The 17,453-nt window shown below is 46.6% G+C and carries 14 protein-coding genes; 9 read left to right on the plus strand and 5 right to left on the minus strand.

Annotated features, from left to right (window positions below):
* Positions 1-34: 34 nt before the first annotated feature.
* Positions 35-997 carry a DUF4349 domain-containing protein gene (locus CLOSA_RS06400; protein WP_013271954.1) on the minus strand — a complete coding sequence of 321 codons (963 nt, stop codon included), beginning with the start codon at positions 995-997 and terminating at the stop codon, positions 35-37.
* A gap of 104 nt (positions 998-1,101) precedes the next feature.
* Positions 1,102-1,953, minus strand: a complete 852-nt coding sequence (locus CLOSA_RS06405; RefSeq protein WP_013271955.1) for a helix-turn-helix domain-containing protein — start codon at positions 1,951-1,953, stop codon at positions 1,102-1,104.
* Between the two features lie 144 nt (positions 1,954-2,097).
* Here CLOSA_RS06405 and CLOSA_RS06410 point away from each other — a divergent pair, with 144 nt between their 5' ends.
* The 8 genes from CLOSA_RS06410 (at position 2,098) to CLOSA_RS06445 (ending at position 14,150) form a co-directional block, all read left to right on the plus strand.
* Positions 2,098-3,153: a D-alanine--D-alanine ligase family protein gene (locus CLOSA_RS06410; protein WP_013271956.1), complete on the plus strand. Its 1,056-nt coding sequence runs from the start codon at positions 2,098-2,100 to the stop codon at positions 3,151-3,153.
* Between the two features lie 37 nt (positions 3,154-3,190).
* Complete coding sequence (dapF, locus tag CLOSA_RS06415; protein WP_013271957.1) at positions 3,191-4,051, plus strand: diaminopimelate epimerase; 861 nt, start codon at positions 3,191-3,193, stop codon at positions 4,049-4,051.
* Positions 4,052-4,279: 228 nt separating this feature from the next.
* On the plus strand, positions 4,280-8,116 hold the full coding sequence (locus tag CLOSA_RS06420; RefSeq protein ID WP_013271958.1) for an EAL domain-containing protein: 3,837 nt from the start codon (positions 4,280-4,282) through the stop codon (positions 8,114-8,116).
* 153 nt (positions 8,117-8,269) lie between these two features.
* Positions 8,270-9,478 carry a pyridoxal phosphate-dependent aminotransferase gene (locus CLOSA_RS06425; protein ID WP_013271959.1) on the plus strand — a complete coding sequence of 403 codons (1,209 nt, stop codon included), beginning with the start codon at positions 8,270-8,272 and terminating at the stop codon, positions 9,476-9,478.
* Positions 9,475-10,527, plus strand: a complete 1,053-nt coding sequence (gene hisC / locus CLOSA_RS06430; RefSeq protein WP_013271960.1) for a histidinol-phosphate transaminase — start codon at positions 9,475-9,477, stop codon at positions 10,525-10,527. The genes CLOSA_RS06425 and hisC overlap by 4 nt, the downstream gene beginning before the upstream one ends.
* A gap of 57 nt (positions 10,528-10,584) precedes the next feature.
* Positions 10,585-11,712, plus strand: a complete 1,128-nt coding sequence (ytvI, locus tag CLOSA_RS06435) for a sporulation integral membrane protein YtvI (RefSeq protein ID WP_013271961.1) — start codon at positions 10,585-10,587, stop codon at positions 11,710-11,712.
* Positions 11,713-11,792: 80 nt separating this feature from the next.
* Positions 11,793-12,743: a glycoside hydrolase family 25 protein gene (locus CLOSA_RS06440; protein WP_013271962.1), complete on the plus strand. Its 951-nt coding sequence runs from the start codon at positions 11,793-11,795 to the stop codon at positions 12,741-12,743.
* A gap of 21 nt (positions 12,744-12,764) precedes the next feature.
* A complete protein-coding gene (locus CLOSA_RS06445) occupies positions 12,765-14,150 on the plus strand; it encodes an MATE family efflux transporter (RefSeq protein ID WP_013271963.1) in 1,386 nt (461 codons plus the stop codon).
* A gap of 94 nt (positions 14,151-14,244) precedes the next feature.
* On the opposite strand, the gene CLOSA_RS06450 is transcribed toward CLOSA_RS06445, so the two are convergent.
* Genes CLOSA_RS06450 through CLOSA_RS06460 form a run of 3 tightly spaced genes read right to left on the minus strand, consistent with a single transcriptional unit; the run spans position 14,245 to position 16,659 of the window.
* Positions 14,245-15,030, minus strand: a complete 786-nt coding sequence (locus tag CLOSA_RS06450; RefSeq protein WP_013271964.1) for an ABC transporter permease — start codon at positions 15,028-15,030, stop codon at positions 14,245-14,247.
* Between the two features lie 13 nt (positions 15,031-15,043).
* Positions 15,044-15,847, minus strand: coding sequence for an ABC transporter permease (locus CLOSA_RS06455; protein ID WP_013271965.1), 804 nt, complete (start codon positions 15,845-15,847; stop codon positions 15,044-15,046).
* An 11-nt stretch (positions 15,848-15,858) separates the two neighbouring features.
* Positions 15,859-16,659 carry an ABC transporter ATP-binding protein gene (locus tag CLOSA_RS06460; protein WP_013271966.1) on the minus strand — a complete coding sequence of 267 codons (801 nt, stop codon included), beginning with the start codon at positions 16,657-16,659 and terminating at the stop codon, positions 15,859-15,861.
* Between the two features lie 380 nt (positions 16,660-17,039).
* Here CLOSA_RS06460 and CLOSA_RS06465 point away from each other — a divergent pair, with 380 nt between their 5' ends.
* A complete protein-coding gene (locus CLOSA_RS06465) occupies positions 17,040-17,423 on the plus strand; it encodes an ArsR/SmtB family transcription factor (protein ID WP_013271967.1) in 384 nt (127 codons plus the stop codon).
* The last annotated feature ends 30 nt before the right edge of the window (positions 17,424-17,453 follow it).

The raw sequence follows: 17,453 nt of genomic DNA on the forward strand, positions 1-17,453 counted from the left end.
GTTGCTGCATGTTTGGGATTGTGGAGAAAACAGTTCAGGAAGAGGTTATGTCCTCCTTTTCTTTTTGAGGCTGCAAAGGGACAGGGACTTTTTTCTTTTTGTTCTTTCGGGAGATGAAAATAATGATTCCTGCTATCAGCACAATGGGAAACCAAAAAGGAATGGTTACAATCATACCGATCAAAAAGTTAGCTGTTATGGTTTTAAAAGCCTTGAAATTGTTTGAAAATCCCTTACTGATGCGGGTACCGGCAGATTCCGGAGAAGTTGGGGTAAAGGTATTAACTTCCCTGATCGATAATGAGACGGTGCTATAATCTACCTGGTTGTCGTAAAGCCTAAGCTGGGATTCCATAGATTCCAACTGGTAGCGTATTTCGGAAAGACGCTGCTGGAGGGTAATGACCGTATCTATGGATTCTGCTTTTTCAAGAAATTCCCACAGCTTTTCCTGTTCGATCTCCAGGGATTTTTTCTTACTTTCCAAATCACTGTACTGCAGTGTTACATCCTGAGTGGATTCTGATTTATCTGTTACATTTCCGTTGGTTTCCACCGTACGAACAAAGCTGTTCATCTGGCTTACGGGAATCCGTACAGTCATATCGGCAAATCTTGGGACGGGTTTTCCGCTGCCGTCCATGCGGCTGCCGGACATATCAGACTGCTCCACATATCCCCCCAGCTGGGTGATTTTTATCTGCAGTTCCGTTACCAGGGCATCAAATTCATCCGTCTCAACGTTCATGGATACGTTACGGATAAGCTTTCTTCCGGCCGGAAGTATTGGGCCGGTTCCTGTTTCGCTTTCAAGTGAAGCATTCCCTGAATTTTCCTGCTGGCTGGCTGCACTTTCCTGGGTAGTTGTCTCCGCCGGCATGGCGGCTCCAAAATCTGCTTTGGTGTCCCTGGCCATTGTCATGCCTTTGCCGGAACAGGCGCTTAAGCAGAGGATCGCCAGAAGAGACGGAATGAATCCCCATTTTCTTTTTTTCATTGAACCCCTCCTGATATCATCATATTTCCATAGCTCTTGTGATATCCTTAGAATAGCATGATGCCTGGACCATTTCAATAAAAGAGGGGAAGCTTAAGAAAATCTTATACATTTCCACGATCTTTTACAGCTTCCGAAGGAGAAACGTGAAAATGTTTTTTATAGGCTCTAAAAAATGTGGAGTAGTTTTTAAAGCCGCTGCGAAAGCAAGCCTCGGTGACGGGTGTGCCTGATTTTAATAAATCCCTTGCCATAGCAAGGCGTTTTTCGGTTATATAATCAAAAAGAGTGTAGCCGGTTTCTCCTTTAAACAGATGCATCAGATGATAACGGCTGATATAACAGGCTTCTGCAATGGTGTCTACGGTTATCTCCTCTGTTAAGTGGCTGTTTATATAGTCCATAATGATCAGAATACGCCTGTCGCCGGTAACTGGTGGCAGGTATTGTACCCGGTTGTCCAGGGAAGCTCTGTTTAACTGGATCATGAATTCCAGAAATACCACCTGACAGTATAAGTCTCTGGCATAGCCTTCATGGGTACAGGCATATTCCAAATTGGCCAAAGTACGGTATAAATCGCTTTTTTCCATGGAATGGATCCGAAGGACATGGGAGTGAAGCTCCTTTGATTTCTGAAAGCAGGTGCTTAAATCATAGCTGTCCGACCGGTAAGCCAGCAAAAAGCCTGGAGAAAGGTAGACGATGATCCGTTCATAGGGGACTGACGAATCAATGTCAGGCTTGTGAATATCATTATGGCCCACCAGAAGGATGTCATAGGGTTTCAGTTGATAAGTACAGCCTTCGATCCGGTAGGTGACGGATCCCCTGATGAATATAATGATCTTGTCGAAATCATGATAGTGGTATTCAAAATCCTGTTTTTTCGTATCGGTCAGATGAAACAGCCGGAAATCGCTGTTTAAATACCCCCGCTTCTGGTAGTTGTCCATGAAATCTTAAACCTCCTGTTTGCTGCCTTATATAATACAACATAATTTGCAATAAAAAAAGCATTATATTGATTGAAATGATAAAAAGTGCTGTATATAATTGATTATATAAAGCAAATTTGTATGGATAGAAGGAAGATGGCAATGAAAATCGTAGTATTGGCGGGCGGCTTCAGCCCGGAAAGAGAAGTTTCCTTATCCTCAGGAGCTATGATCACAAACGCTCTGATCAGGACTGGGCATGAAGTTTACCTGCTGGATTCTTATTTGGGAGCAGCGGATGGAGAAGAGGTCCGTTTTAAAAGCCTTCATGACGGCACTGGCTTTTTCTGGGAAATCGGAAGAGAGGTCCCGGAGCTTGACCGCCTTTCGAAAGAACGGAATGGGAAAGGATATATTGGAAACCGGGTAATAGAAATCTGCGGGCTGGCAGATATAGTATTTGTGGCATTGCACGGTGGTGCAGGGGAAAACGGACAAATTCAGGCCGTTCTTGATGCCTATGGCATCTCCTATACGGGAACCGGTTATGAAGGCTGCTTAAAAGCCATGGATAAACCCATGGCAAAACTGCTGATGAGAAATTCCGGCATACCTACCCCTGATTGGCGGCTTTACTCCAGAGGGGAGTCTTTGGAGCCATTTCCTTACCCCTGTGTGGTGAAGCCATGCGGCTGCGGATCCAGTGTGGGCATTACCATGGTGGAGGGGGAGGATCAGTGGGAAATGGCCCTTGATTCTGCTTTTTCCTATGAAGACCGGGTACTGGCTGAGGTGAAAATAACCGGGAGGGAGTTTTCAGTCGGAATCCTGGGAGAAAGAGCCCTTCCGGCCATTGAAATCATACCGAAGAAGGGGTTTTATGATTATGAAAATAAGTACCAGGCTGGCCTGACTGAGGAGATCTGCCCGGCCAGTCTTACAGAGGAACAAGAGGAGTTCATGGGTTGTATGGCTTTAAAGGTTCACCGTGTTCTGGGACTTGGATATTATTCCAGGGTTGATTTCCTTATGGAGGAGGATGGGAGCCTTTTCTGCCTGGAGGCCAATACATTGCCAGGGATGACGCCTTTCAGCCTGCTTCCCCAGAAGGCTCAAGCTGCAGGAATCTCTTATCAAGAATTGTGCGAGGAGATTGTAAGCCACGGGATACACCCTGCAGGCGTACCTTTGTACCCGGCAAAGCGGGAACACTCTTAAAAAGATAACGGACAGGAATTAGGAAAGGAGTTTTATCATGAATATTACCTTGGAAAAATATCACGGGCTGGGGAATGATTATCTGATCTTTGACCCGAATAAAAATGAATTGAAGCTGACAGAGGAAAGCATCCGTCTGATCTGCAACCGGAATTTCGGAGTGGGGTCCGACGGGCTTTTGGTAGGCCCTGTCCTGGGGCAGGATAAGCTGGAGGTGAAAATTTTAAATCCCGATGGGAGTGAAGCAGAGTTAAGCGGCAACGGCGTACGAATCTTTGGAAAATACTTAAAGGATGCCGGATATGTTCAGAAGAACCGCTTTATTGTCAATACATTAAGCGGACAGCAGACCATTCAGTATCTAAATGAAGATGGGACCAGGATAAAGGTTTCCATGGGAAAGCTGAGCTTTTACAGCGATGAAATTCCTGTCACAGGTCCAAGGCGAGAGGTGCTTAACGAAACCATGATGTTTGGAAGCATCCCATACCGGGTCACCTGTGTGTCCATTGGGAATCCTCATTGCGTTATCTGGCTAAATGATATATCAAAGGATCTGGCCTGCCGGATCGGGAAGCATTCGGAAACGGCCGATTATTTCCCGGAAAAGATCAATACGGAGCTTTTAAAGGTTTTGGACAGGACCAATATTGAAATTGAGATTTATGAGCGGGGCGCCGGATATACCCTGGCATCAGGAACCAGCGGTTGTGCGGCCGCAGGCGCGGCCTACCGCATGGGACTTACAGATCCTAAGATGTATGTTCACATGCCCGGAGGCGTGCTTGAGGTGGAGATCGAAAAAGATGGCAGTGTGCTGATGACAGGGGAAGTGGGCTATGTAGGCCGGTTTACCCTCTCCCATGAAATGACGGAGCAGCTACGGGCATTGGAATAATCAGATAAAATAAAATGGAAAAAGGGCACGGCAGTCAGCGTTTAGCCAGAACAGGGAAAAGAATCCTGTCTGGGAATAACGGATGATTGAAGTGCCTTTTGCATTTTCCCTGACGTTCCGTTTCGCGCCTGAGCCTGAACTTGTTGACGGAATCAGAGTTTTCATACTATAATATTACAATAATTTATATGGTGCGTAGATAGTGTAATGCAGGAGAGGCGGGAGTGTATGAATCGTTTGTCGGATGAAAGTGGAGAGGCCGGTATTTACATAGTGGACCAGGACTACAGGATCGTTTATCTGAATGATGCGGCCAAATCATATTATCCGGATTTAAAAGAGGGGATGTTTTGTTATCAGGGGATCGGGAAAGGTCTGGCACCCTGCAGGGACTGTCCGGGTACAACCCAGAAATCCGATCATGTGATATTTTATAATTCTGTTTTAGAACTTTGGATGGATGTATCTTCTGCTCTCATCGACTGGCCAGGACACGGCGGGTGCAGGCTTATTATGTTCCGGCCCGTTGATGAGAAGAATAAAAATCTTTTTTATCATCTGACAGACAATACCGTTTATGATGAACTTTTTGAGCTGAATGTTGCTGCAAATACCTATAAGATCCTGTTTTATCAAAAGGACAAATTCCGGATTCCCCAGGTAGAAGGACGGTTGGATTCCCTGCTCACGAAGGTGGCGGACCACATGATCCACCCGGAAGACAAGGAAAAGTTTTTAAAATTCTGGGAGGAATCCACCTTGCTGGACCGGCTCCACGCCAGCGGAAAGGTGATGAAGGGGGAATTCCGTAAGCTGCTGGTAAACGGAGACCATTGCTGGGTCAGAGTGATCGCTGTCTTATTCCGTTGCGGGGACTGCGCGGAACCAGTCATCATGTGTTATGTCCAGGATATTGACCGAAGGAAGAAGTTGGAAGAAGAAGAACAGAAAAAGCTTCGGGAGATGCGGGAAGAAACAGACTCCATGACCGGGCTTTTCCGTTACGGCCCTTTTTTTGAGAAGGCGGAGCAGCTTTTGAAAGAACGGCTGGACGGAACATATGTGATGGTAGCCATTGATATTGAACACTTTAAACTGTTTAACGAGTGGTACGGGGAAGAGGAAGGGGACCGCTTCTTAATCAAGATCGGCAAGCATTTAAAATCTTTGGAATTGCTGTATAACACCATTGCAGGTTATATGGGGGGAGACGATTTTATTATTATTCTTCCGGAAGACATTTCCATATTAAAAGGCCTGGAAAAGGAGATTAACAACTATGTCAGGCAGTATGGGGGAAATGCGGGCTTTTTGCCGGCTTTCGGCATATACCGGATAGAAAACAGCAGCCTTTCGGTCAGCATGATGTATGACAGGGCGGCCATCGCTTTGAATTCCGTAAAGGGCAATTACGCCAGGCGCATGGGCTGGTATGATCCGGGAATGAAGCAGAAGATGGAAAAGGATCAGCTTCTTCTTTCGGAGATCCAGCGGGCTCTGGAGAAAAGAGAGTTTATATTTTACCTCCAGCCTCAGTGCAATATGCTTACTGGAAAGATCATAGGACTGGAAACCCTGGTCAGATGGCAGCATCCTCTGCGGGGACTGATCTCTCCGGGAGAGTTTATTCCTCTTTTGGAACAGAACGGGTTTATCACCTATTTGGATATCTATATCTGGGAAATGGTATGCAGGCAGCTGAACGCCTGGATCAGGGAAGGGAAAAGGCTGGTCCCCATTTCCGTCAATATGTCACGCATGGATATCTACGCCATTGATGTGGTTGAAAAGTTCAAGGAGCTGGTGAGCCGGTATGAGATTGATCCCAGATACCTGGAAATAGAGATCACGGAAAGCGCTTATGCGGAGGATGATGATAAGATCCGCAGGGTGCTGGAGGATCTGCGTAAAGCGGGCTTTCCGGTGTTTATGGATGATTTTGGCAGCGGTTATTCCTCCCTTAACATGCTGAAGGATGTTAACGTAGATGTCATTAAGATCGACACCAAATTTCTGGATATGAATGAAAACAGCCAAAGCCGTGGAATGGGGATCTTAGAGACCATTGTTAGAATGGCAAGGGTCATGCAGATGAAAATCATTGCAGAAGGGGTGGAAAAAAAGGAGCAGGTAGATTTTTTAAGAAATATCGGCTGCATATACGGGCAGGGATATTATTATTATAAACCGCTTCCTTTGGGGGAAGCGGAACGGCTCCTGATGGAGGAGGAAAATGTGGATTACGGAGGGATCCAGACCAGCCAGATCGGGCAGCTGAAGCTGGAGGATCTGTTTAATGAGAACATAACCAGCGAGGCAATGCTCAATAACATGCTGGGAGCGATTGCCCTGTACGAGGTGTATGAGGACCGGTGCGAGATTCTCCGGGTAAACCAGGAATATTACCGGATTACAGGAGATAACCCGGCAGATATGGAAGAACACAGGTGGTTTCTCCTAAATAAGGTTTATAAGGATGACATGGACTGGGTCCTGAACATTTTTGAAAGCGCATACACCAATCCCCTTCGCGGAGGAGAAGGGATTTTCCGGCAATACCGTCCGGGCGGTGAACTGATGTGGGTGCATCTGCGGGTATTCTTTTTGCGGGAGCAGGATGAGCACCGTCTGTACTATGGTTCGGTAAGAGATGCCACAGAGCAGATGGAGCAGCGCCAGAAGCTGGAGGACTCCCAAAAAATTCTGGGAGATGTCTTAAGGCTTTCCGGAAGAGACCTTTCTTTTGAAAACATTGCCCAGGAAAATGAGTGGGCAGCCGGTGCCATATTCGCCCAGATCGCTCCCGGCGTTCTTCTTGGGGTTTACTGTGAAAAGGATCTGCCTTTGTATTTTGTCAACAATGAACTGCTCCGCCTTCTGGAATATGATACTTATGAGTTATTTACTAAGGCTGTGGATGGAAAGATCGCCAACCTCATTCATCCAGAGGATTTGAGGCGGATCCGGGAATCCATCTTCCATTATATATCGCCGGGCATGGAATATGCCTTCCGCCACCGTATGAAAAAACGGGATGGAAGCTGGCTGTGGGTCATGACAAAAAGCCGTGTGGTCCAGGCAGAGGATGGAAGGCTGGCCGTTGTAAATGTTTGTATGGATATCAGTGATACTCTTTTGGCCCAGAAAAAGCTGCAGGATACCAATCAGGTCCTTCAGTTAAAAAACGATGAACTGGAATTTTTAGGCTCCGGAATGCCTGGAGGGTATTTCCGTTGCAAAAGATCGGAACACATGGAGCTGCTTTATACCAGCCTCCGTTTTATGGAAATCGTGGATTATTCAAAAGAGGAATTGGAAGAACGGTTTGGCAGCCGGTTTATGGCTATGATCCATCCGGAGGACCGTGAAAAGGTCTATGAGCTGACAAAAGACTTAAAGCCGGAGGAAAACTTAAGAGGGGTGGAATTCCGGGTCCTCTCAAAAAGCGGCTATATCTGGATTCTATGCCATTCCAAGCTGACGGTGAAAGCAGATGGCAGCTTTTTATACGGAGTAATGCTGCACATCGATGAAATCGTGGAGCTGCGCAGGCAGATCGAATGCAGCAGGAAGATGCTGAATCAGATGGAGCGGATGACATTGGGAATGCCCGAATTGATGAATGGGATTCCTGACAGCCAGGCTGCCGCTTCCATGATGGAGGCATATCTGGCTCACCGCCGCTTTCTGCCTTCGGCTCTGATCCTGTTTGAGATTGTAGGGCCGGAAGAGGAAGACTGCAATGCTGGAAAACCATTTTTTGCCCCATACATGGAAAGCCTGAAACAATTTTTTAGAGAAGACGATATCATCTGCTTAAACGGCGTTTATGAGGCAATGGTTCTATGTAAAAATATCCGGAAAATCGATATGGAAAATAAGCTGAAGCGGGTAACTGGGGCTTTGGCCCGGGAGCTTACAGGAGGTGCGGAAGAATCCCTGTATCGGCTCAACACCGCTTTTGTTATGATAGAGACACAGGATAAGGATCTTGCAGACTGCTGTGAAAAAGCCAGAACGGCTCTTTCCCAGGCCAGGCAGATTTCAAAAAAGGGAAGTTTGTAATATGAATAGACCGCTTCCAGCACTTGTGATATAATGAGCGCAAGAGAGCGCTATGAAGCTTGCTCATCGGCGCGAACGGTGAATGTAATCATGAAAAAGCATAGCAATCAGTAAGAACGCCTGACAGGCAGTAAAAAGGAAAGGGATAAGATTATGATAGCAGACAAGATGAGACCCCTTGTAGAGAATAATTCCGCCATCCGTGCCATGTTTGAGGAAGGTAAGAAGATGGCTGCCGAATACGGCAGGGAGAATGTCTATGATTTCAGCCTTGGAAATCCCAATGTACCGGCTCCGCCGGCGGTGAACCAGGCCATTCTTGACATTATCAGGGAAGAGGAAACCACTTACGTTCACGGATATATGAGCAACGCAGGATTTGAAGATGCCAGAGCTGCAGTTGCCCAGTCCTTAAACAGGCGGTTCGGGACTCATTTTCATCTGGAAAATATTCTTATGACCGTTGGAGCAGCCGGCGGAATGAATGTCATATTAAAAACCATATTGGATCCAGGCGATGAGGTTCTGGTGTTTGCGCCATATTTTATGGAATATGGCTCCTATGTCAGGAATTATGAAGGTGTTCTCGTTGTTGTTCCCCCGGATACGGACACCTTTCAGCCTGATCTTAAGGAATTTGAAAAGCGGATCACTCCAAAGACAAAGGCTGTGATCATCAATACTCCCAATAATCCTGCGGGTGTGGTTTATTCTGCAGAGACCCTCCGCAGAATTGCTGCCATTCTTTTGGAAAAGGAAGAGACCCTTGGAACCCAGATCCTTCTGATCTCTGATGAACCTTACAGGGAACTGGCCTATGACGGGGTGGAGGTTCCCTATGTCACTCCATTTTATCACAACACAGTCGTCTGCTATTCCTACAGTAAATCCTTATCCCTTCCCGGGGAGCGGATCGGATATCTGGTGATTCCCCAAGAGGTAGAGGATTCCCGGAAGGTCATTGCGGCGGCTGCCATTGCAACCCGGGTCCTTGGCTGCGTCAATGCTCCCTCTCTTATGCAGCGGGTGATCGTGCGCTGCGTGGATGAACAGGTAAATCTGGAAGCTTATAACAGGAACAGGGAGCTTCTTTACAGCAGCTTAAGAGAATATGGGTTTGACTGTATTAAACCGGAAGGAGCTTTTTACTTATTCGTAAAGGCACCGGTGGATGATAAGGAATTCTGCCAGGCCTGCAAAAAGCACCGGGTGCTGTTGGTGCCCGGAACTTCCTTTGCATGTCCGGGTTATGTCAGGATCGCTTACTGCGTATCCTATGAACAGATAGAACGCGCTCTTCCTGCATTTCAGAAGATAGCAGAAGAATATGGCCTTACAGAAAAAAGGGGGAAAGTGCAATGAGACCATGGGAAGCAAACATCCGCAGAGTGGCCCCCTATGTACCGGGAGAGCAGCCAAAGGGAGAAAAATTAATAAAGCTGAATACCAATGAAAATCCATATCCGCCGGCTCCGGGCGTCAGGGAGGCTATGGAACGGATGGACTGCGACTGGTTCCGCAAATATCCTGATCCGGCCGCAACGGTTCTGATTAAAGCCCTGTCAAAGGCATATGAGGCAGATGAGGAACGGATCTTTGTGGGAGTGGGTTCTGATGATGTGATCGCAGTGGCTTTTATGACCTTTTTTAATTCCCATAAGCCCATACTGTTTCCTGATGTGAGTTATTCTTTTTACAAGGTATGGGCGGATTTATTTAAGATTCCGTATGAGACGCCTGCTCTTGATATGGAATTCCGCATAAAAAAGGAAGATTATTACAGGGAAAATGGGGGAATCATATTTCCAAACCCCAATGCGCCTACAGGACTTCTTATGCCTCTTTCAGAAGCAGAGGATATCATTGCCCATAATCAGGAGTCAGTGGTAATCGTAGATGAAGCCTACATTGATTTCGGAGGGGAAAGCGCCATTAGGCTGACTGAAAAATACGAGAACCTTCTGGTGGTGCAGACCTTCAGCAAATCACGTTCCATGGCCGGAATGAGAATCGGCTGTGCTTTCGGGCATCCAGAGCTGATCCGCAGGTTAAACGATGTAAAATATTCCTATAATTCCTACACCATGAATATCCCCTCTCTGGTTCTGGGAGCAAAAGCTCTTGAGGATGAAAGATATTTTATGGATACGCTTAAAAAGATTAGATGCACAAGGGAGACGGCCAAGGGCTGGCTTAAGGAGCTGGGATTTACATTCCCGGATTCTATGGCAAATTTCATCTTTGCATCTCACAGGGAAAGACGCGCCGAGGAAATTTACATGGCTCTCAGGGAACAAAATATCTTTGTCAGGTACTTTAAGCAGCCTAGGATTGACAATTACCTGCGAATTACCATCGGAACAGATGAAGAGATGGAAAAACTGTACCGTTTTTTGAAAGAATATCTTTAGAATTTATTCGTTTGTCAGGAAGGTATTTGGGGAGTATCATGTAAGCAGGTGATGAAAATGGAACAAGTAAAAAAGTATTGCAGACTGATTCTCAATATTATTATACCGATTTTATTTTTATATTTAATTTGTGTGTGGGGACCAAGGCTATTAAATTTCTTTCTGCCCTTTGTCATAGGCTGGATCATAGCGGTCATTGCAAATCCCTTGGTGCGTTTTCTGGAGAAACGGCTGAAAATCGTTAGAAAACACAGTTCCGTAATGATCGTAGTGGCAGTACTGGCCCTGATTATTACAGTGCTCTATTTTCTGCTTTCCAAGCTGATATCGGAAGCGGCGGGTTTTGCAGGAGATATTCCCAAGTATTATGAATCCGCCTGGATTGAGATCCAGAAGCTGCTTTTGCAGGTGGAAGGGCTTTTGCAGTTTTTGCCAGAGAACATTCAGGTATCCGTGAACCAGTTTTTTACCCATATAGGCGAATATTTAAACGTAATGGTCCAAAAGATTGCCTCTCCTACTGTGACGGTGGCAGGAAATGTGGTAAAGAGCATACCGGCTGCCCTGGTTTACACCATTGTTACGATCTTTTCCTCCTACCTCTTTATTGTGGACCGGGATAAGATCATGGAAGTGATCCGTCCCTATATCCCGGCTGGAGGGACCAAGTATTTCCGGTATTTAAAAAAGGACGCAAAGCGACTGGTAGGCGGCTATTTTCTTGCCCAGTTTAAAATCATGTTTATCATTGCAGCGGTGCTTGCGGCAGGGTTTCTGGTATTGGGAGTAAATTATGCGCTGCTTCTTGCAATTATCATATCCATTCTTGATTTCCTGCCGATTTTGGGAACAGGTACCATTCTGATTCCCTGGGCGGTGATCCGCCTTGTGGCAGGGGAGTATGCCTTTGGCTTCGGCCTGCTGGTCATCTATGTACTGACTCTTGTGCTAAGGCAGGTCATACAGCCTAAGATCGTAGGCGATACCATGGGGCTGGACCCTCTCATGACGCTGCTGTTTTTATATCTGGGATTTAAGATAAGCGGGATCGCCGGCATGATCTTAGCAGTACCCGTTGGCATGCTGCTTATAAATCTATATGAATTCGGAGCCTTTGATTCATTTATTGACAGCGTTAAGACATTGATCCATGACATCAATGCCTTTCGCAGAGGGACAGATTAACATCGGATGAATCATTGAAGAATAAACACCCTGGGGGTATGCCTTTATGCCTGAAAAGCGTGGGCAGGAAAGAGGAAATGATGAAAAAGAATACAAAACGGAAAGCGGTCTTATGCCTAGCGGCAGGCCTTATGTGTTTCATGACAACGGCAGCACCGGCCACCGGATTTTCTGCGGAAGCCTGGAAGCTGGAAAACGGACAATATGTGGATGCCTCCGGCCTTCCCATTGCAGGTGCAATAGCTAAGGGAATTACCGTAACAAAGTACCAGAACCGCCAGAATGAGTCAAATGGAGGGATCGACTGGAAGAAGGTGGCGCAGGACGGAGTATCCTTTGCCATGGTACGCATCGGTTATCTCAATGACAGGGATCCCTACTATACGATAAACATGGAGGGAGCGGCGGCTAACGGGCTTAAAACCGGAGTGTTTTTTTATACCCAGGCTCTAGATACCCAGACTGCCGTGGAGGAAGCCAAATATGTGCTTCGGATGGTTAAGGATTACCAGGTTTCCTATCCCATTGCCTATGATGTGGAATCCCAGCACCTTCTTGACAATCATCTGTCAAAGCAGCAGATTACGGATAACATCAATGCGTTCTGCAAGACGATTGCCGATGCAGGCTATCGTCCCATTGTCTATGCCAATAACCAGTGGCTGACCAATTACATTGATATGGACCAGGTCCCATATGATGTATGGTATGCCAGGTACGGGACCGTCAACAATTTTAAGAACCGAACCATCTGGCAGTGTACGGATCAGGGAAAAGTGGAAGGAATCAGCGGAGATGTGACCCTTGAATTTTCCTTTGCAGATTACGGGGCTCTCATCCCTTCCGAGGGCTGGAAGACCATTGACGGAAATAAATATTATACAAAGAATTATATAAAACAGACCGGCTGGGTCCAGGTGGAAGGAATCTGGTATTATCTGGATTCCAATGGCATCATGATTCATGATACCACCATGAATATTGACGGAGCTTCCTATACCTTTGGGGCTGACGGGGCCATGGTCCAGTGACCGGATTAACGGAGTTATGAAGTGAAAACAGAAAATAATTTAGATACAGATCAAATCAGGGGCCTGGTGTGGAGGCTTGCGATTCCCTCCATGCTGGCCCAGTTTGTTAGTGTTTTTTACAGCATTGTAGACCGGATGTACATAGGGAACATCGCCGGAACCGGTGAGATTTCATTGGCAGGCGTAGGAATCTGCGGCCCCATTATTACCATGATCTCTTCTGTGGCTTTTTTAGTGGGCGTAGGCGGCTCCCCTCTGATGAGCATCCGCATGGGCGAGAAAAACCAGCGGGCTGCCAGTCAGATACTGGCAAACTGCTTTTTACTTTTAGCGGTTTTATCGGTGCTGTTTACTATTTCTTCTTTTTTGGCAAAGGAAAAGCTGCTGATGTGGTTTGGAGCCAGCGAAGCCACCTTTTCTTATGCCAATGATTACATTACCATATGCCTTCTGGGGACTGTTTTTGCACTTTTGTCTACGGGGATGAATCAGTTCATCATCTGTCAGGGCTTTGCAAAGACCGGTATGAAATCTGTTCTTCTGGGGGCTGTTTGCAACATTGTGCTGGACCCTGTATTCATGTTCGTATTTGGCCTGGAAGTACGGGGAGCTGCAATCGCTACGGTGCTGTCTCAGATGGCTTCCTGCTTTTATGTTCTCCGGTTCCTGTTTGGAGACAAGCCCCCCATTCGGATCACCTTTGGCAATTATGACTGGCAGGTTATGAAGCGTGTGCTGATGCTGGGCTTAAGCCCCTTTCTTATTATTGCATTTGACAATGTTTTGATCATATCCTTAAACATGCTGATTCAGCGGTACGGCGGAGAGAGCCAGGGAGACATGCTCCTTACCTGCATGACCATTGTACAGAGCTTTATGCTTATGGTCACCATGCCTCTTGGGGGAATTACAGGAGGAACACAAACCATACTAGGCTATAATTACGGGGCAGGAAGGCCGGACAGGATTAAGAAGGCAGGCATTCATATTTCAAGCCTTGCCCTTGGTTTTACCACCATCATGTTTATCCTGGCTCATACGGTTCCCCAATACTTTGTCCGCATTTTTACCCAGAATGAGGCTTATGTGGAGCTGACGGTCTGGGCCATTAAGATTTATACCATGGGCATTATACCTCTTGCGCTGCAGTATGCGGTGGTAGATGGGTTTGTGGGAATGGGAGTAGCAAAGGTGGCTATTTCTCTTTCCATGTTCCGGAAGGTAATATTTTTAGGCGGAGCCGCCCTTATTCCCGTATGGTTTGGGATCGACAAAATATTTTATACGGAACCGGTATCGGATTTCATCAGTGTTTTGGTATCGGTGACCGTGACATTGCTGGTGTTTGACCGGGTTTTGAAAAAAAGGGAGGCGAATAAGCCGTTGACATACGAAGGGGTAGAATGATTTTGTGGTTTGCCATGATCATTCTACCGTAAAAAAGACCAGGGAGCAGGCGGATTTATGAATTCCGCCTGCTCCCTGGTCTTTTTGCTATTGTTTAAGATCCGGTCGACTGATACCGGGATAGTCCGAAGTTCCATAGGAAACCCGCAGGAACCAAAAATAAACAGGCGGCCAACGGAAGAAGGCTGTACCATGGGTTAGAAGTCCTGCCTGTAAGAAATAAAAAAGGATAATACTGAAACAGGGCAAAGGGGACCAGATAGGTACATATGGTAAAAAGTGTCTTCCCATAGATGCCGATGGGATATTTTCCATATTCTCTTGCTCCGTCTGTGAATATATTCATAAATTCCAGGCCTTCCAGGGTAAAGAAGCATATGGAGGCAAAAATCAGGTAAATGCCGGCAAACACTGCCACACCTCCAGTGATCATAAGAACAACAGTAAGGGCGCGGACAGGGGTCCAGACGATGGTACTGGAGTGCAGTCCGTAGGCAAGCATGATCACAGCCTGCATAAGCCGGCCCATTCTGGTCAGCTCTATTTTACTGCACAGAACCAGAAATAAGCTGTCTCTTGGTTTTAAAAGGATGCGGTCAAATTCTCCGTTTCCGATGATGGTCTCAAAGGTGTCCAGGCTCCGGAATACGGTTTCGGCTATGGTAAAGGCCATAAGTGTAATGGAAAAGCAAAGGAGAACCTCCCCATAGGAAAATCCCTTTACCTCATTAAAACGATCCATCATAAAAAGAACCCCAAGAAATATATTAAAGGATATGAGAAACTGCCCTATGGTGGTGAAAAAGAAGGAGGTTTTATGCTGCATCATGCTTTTTAAATGCATGAGCAGATATTTTTCATATAACCGGATGGATTTCATAGTTTGCCTCCTTTCAACCGCCCTGGATCACAACACGTTTTAAAGCATTGCGCTCCATGGTCCGTCCGATAATCAGAAACACTGCCAGCCAGAACACCTGTACCAGAAGACTGACATACATATCTTGCCCATTTAAGTCTCCGCCGAATATCCGGAAGGGAACGTTCTGAGCCGATGCAAAGGGCAGAAAATTCACCACCTGCCGGATTCCATCCGGAAGAAAGGGAAGCGGAATGACCGCGCCGCTTAAAAACTCGGAAAGAGAGGTGACGATTAGTTTGATCCCCTGGGAGGAAATGGTGTAAAAAACGGACATGTATACGGTCATGCCGAAGGCAACGACAAAAAGAAGTCCAAGGGTCATGGATAAAAGGGTGAAGAACCATGTATGGAAGCTTCCGGGCAGTGCCAGGCCATAGGGGTCCGGCAGCAGCCAGGCAAACAGCAGAATTGGCATGCACCGCAGGACTGCTTTGGAAAGACGGACCGCCAGGCCTCTGGCAAACCACATATCATAAAGGCGGACCGGGCGGCATAATTCATAGGCCACGTTACCAGTTGTGATGGAATCAAACAGCTCAGATTCCCAGAACCAGGTCATGTAAAGGGCCAGAAAGGCCTGCTGCAGCCACACATAGGTAGAAAGTGCCTGAAACTCCATGGGAAAGCTTTCCGGTGCAGCCTCATAAAAGGCACGGAATAAAAGAATCTCCATGGTTCCCCATACGAACTGAGTCACCATTCCGGAAAGGGCTGCTGCCCGGTACTGAAGTCCCCGGATAAAACGGATGCGGAAAAAAGACCAGTATTTTTTCATGGCTTTCCCTCCTATATCCTGTAATCCCGGTAAAGGGCGGCAATGATTTCATCCAGTGTGGCATCTTCCCTGGGGCGGTGGGATTTTAAATCGGACAGGGCGCCGTCTAAAAGCAGCCTTCCTTTTCCGATTAAAAGGACCCTGTCTGCCAGGGCGTCAATGTCCTGCATATCATGAGTGGTGAGAAGCACCGTGGTTTTATGCTTCTGGTTCTGCTTTCGGATAAAATCCCGGACCGCCAGCTTGGAGACTGCATCAAGGCCGATGGTGGGTTCATCCAGAAAAAGGATTTTTGGTCTGTGGAGAAGGGAAGCTGCAATCTCGCAGCGCATCCTCTGGCCTAAGGACAGATGTCTGGCAGGTGTGCGCAAGAGCTCTCCTAAGTACAAAAGTTCTGTCAGCTCGTCCAGGGTTTCCTGGTATTGGGGTGTGGGGATTTCATAGATGTCGCGGAGCAGTTCATAGGAATCCAGGATGGGAACATCCCACCAAAGCTGGCTTCGCTGTCCGAAGACAACGCCTATGTCCTTAACATGTGCCTTTCGTTCCTTCCATGGAATCCGGCCATTGATCCGGCAGATACCGTCGTCCGGTGTAAGGATTCCGCTTAGAATCTTAATGGTGGAGCTTTTTCCAGCGCCATTGGGGCCAATATAGCCTACCATTTCTCCGTCTCCTATGGTAAAGGAGATATCGTAAAGGGCGTGGATGCGTTCCGCCTCTCTGTGAAAAAGGGCCTTGACTGCTTCAGAAAAGCCGGCACTTCTTCTTGTGACCTTGAAGGTCTTGTTCATGTGTTCCACTTGAATCATAAAAGTTCCTCCTGGTAGTAATATTTGTGAACCTGTTCCTTCCGGCAGCGGGCAGCTTTATGCAATGAAAAAATCCTGTCATAACCGGTTGAAAAGGGTCCTAATATCTTGCCAAGCGGTGAGCGCCGCCAGTGAATGCTATGGAAACGCTGCTCTCCGAAAGAAGAGATTCTCTTTTTCCGGGGACTCTACCGTGGTATCAATATTCTCTTTTCCTTTATGTAAGATGTGAAATTAGATTGGAAAAGGACTTTAAGTCTACCACTGCCATAACAGGCTGTCAAGTAAGTAAAAAAATGGTTGACTTTTCCTGAAAATGTGATAATATAAACATATGAACAGATATTCATATATTAATAATAAGATGAAGGAGGTTCCAAATGGAGCAGGACATTAAGAAAAGCATTCAGGACTGTGAAATTGACCAATGTGATTTTATCTGCGTTCATGAAGAGGTGGTGAATCATGTTCTGGAGGCTATGCCCCAGGAGCAGGAGCTTCTTGATCTGGCGGATTTTTTCAAAGTATTTGGAGATGCAACCAGGATAAAAATCCTTTATGTGCTCAGCAGGTCGGAGATGTGTGTATGCGATATCGCCAATCTTTTAAAGATGGGGCAGTCAGCTATTTCCCATCAGCTCCGGGTGCTGAAGCAGATGCGACTGGTAAAGTTCCGAAGAGAGGGAAAAACCGTATTCTATTCACTGGCCGATGGTCATATTGAGACAATTCTGGCCCAGGGTATGGAGCATATTAGTGAGTGAAGAATTGAATAAGAAAAGAATGAAGAGTCA

Origin of the sequence: [Clostridium] saccharolyticum WM1, assembly GCF_000144625.1 — a bacterium.
GTDB classification, from domain to species: Bacteria; Bacillota; Clostridia; order Lachnospirales; family Lachnospiraceae; genus Lacrimispora; species Lacrimispora saccharolytica.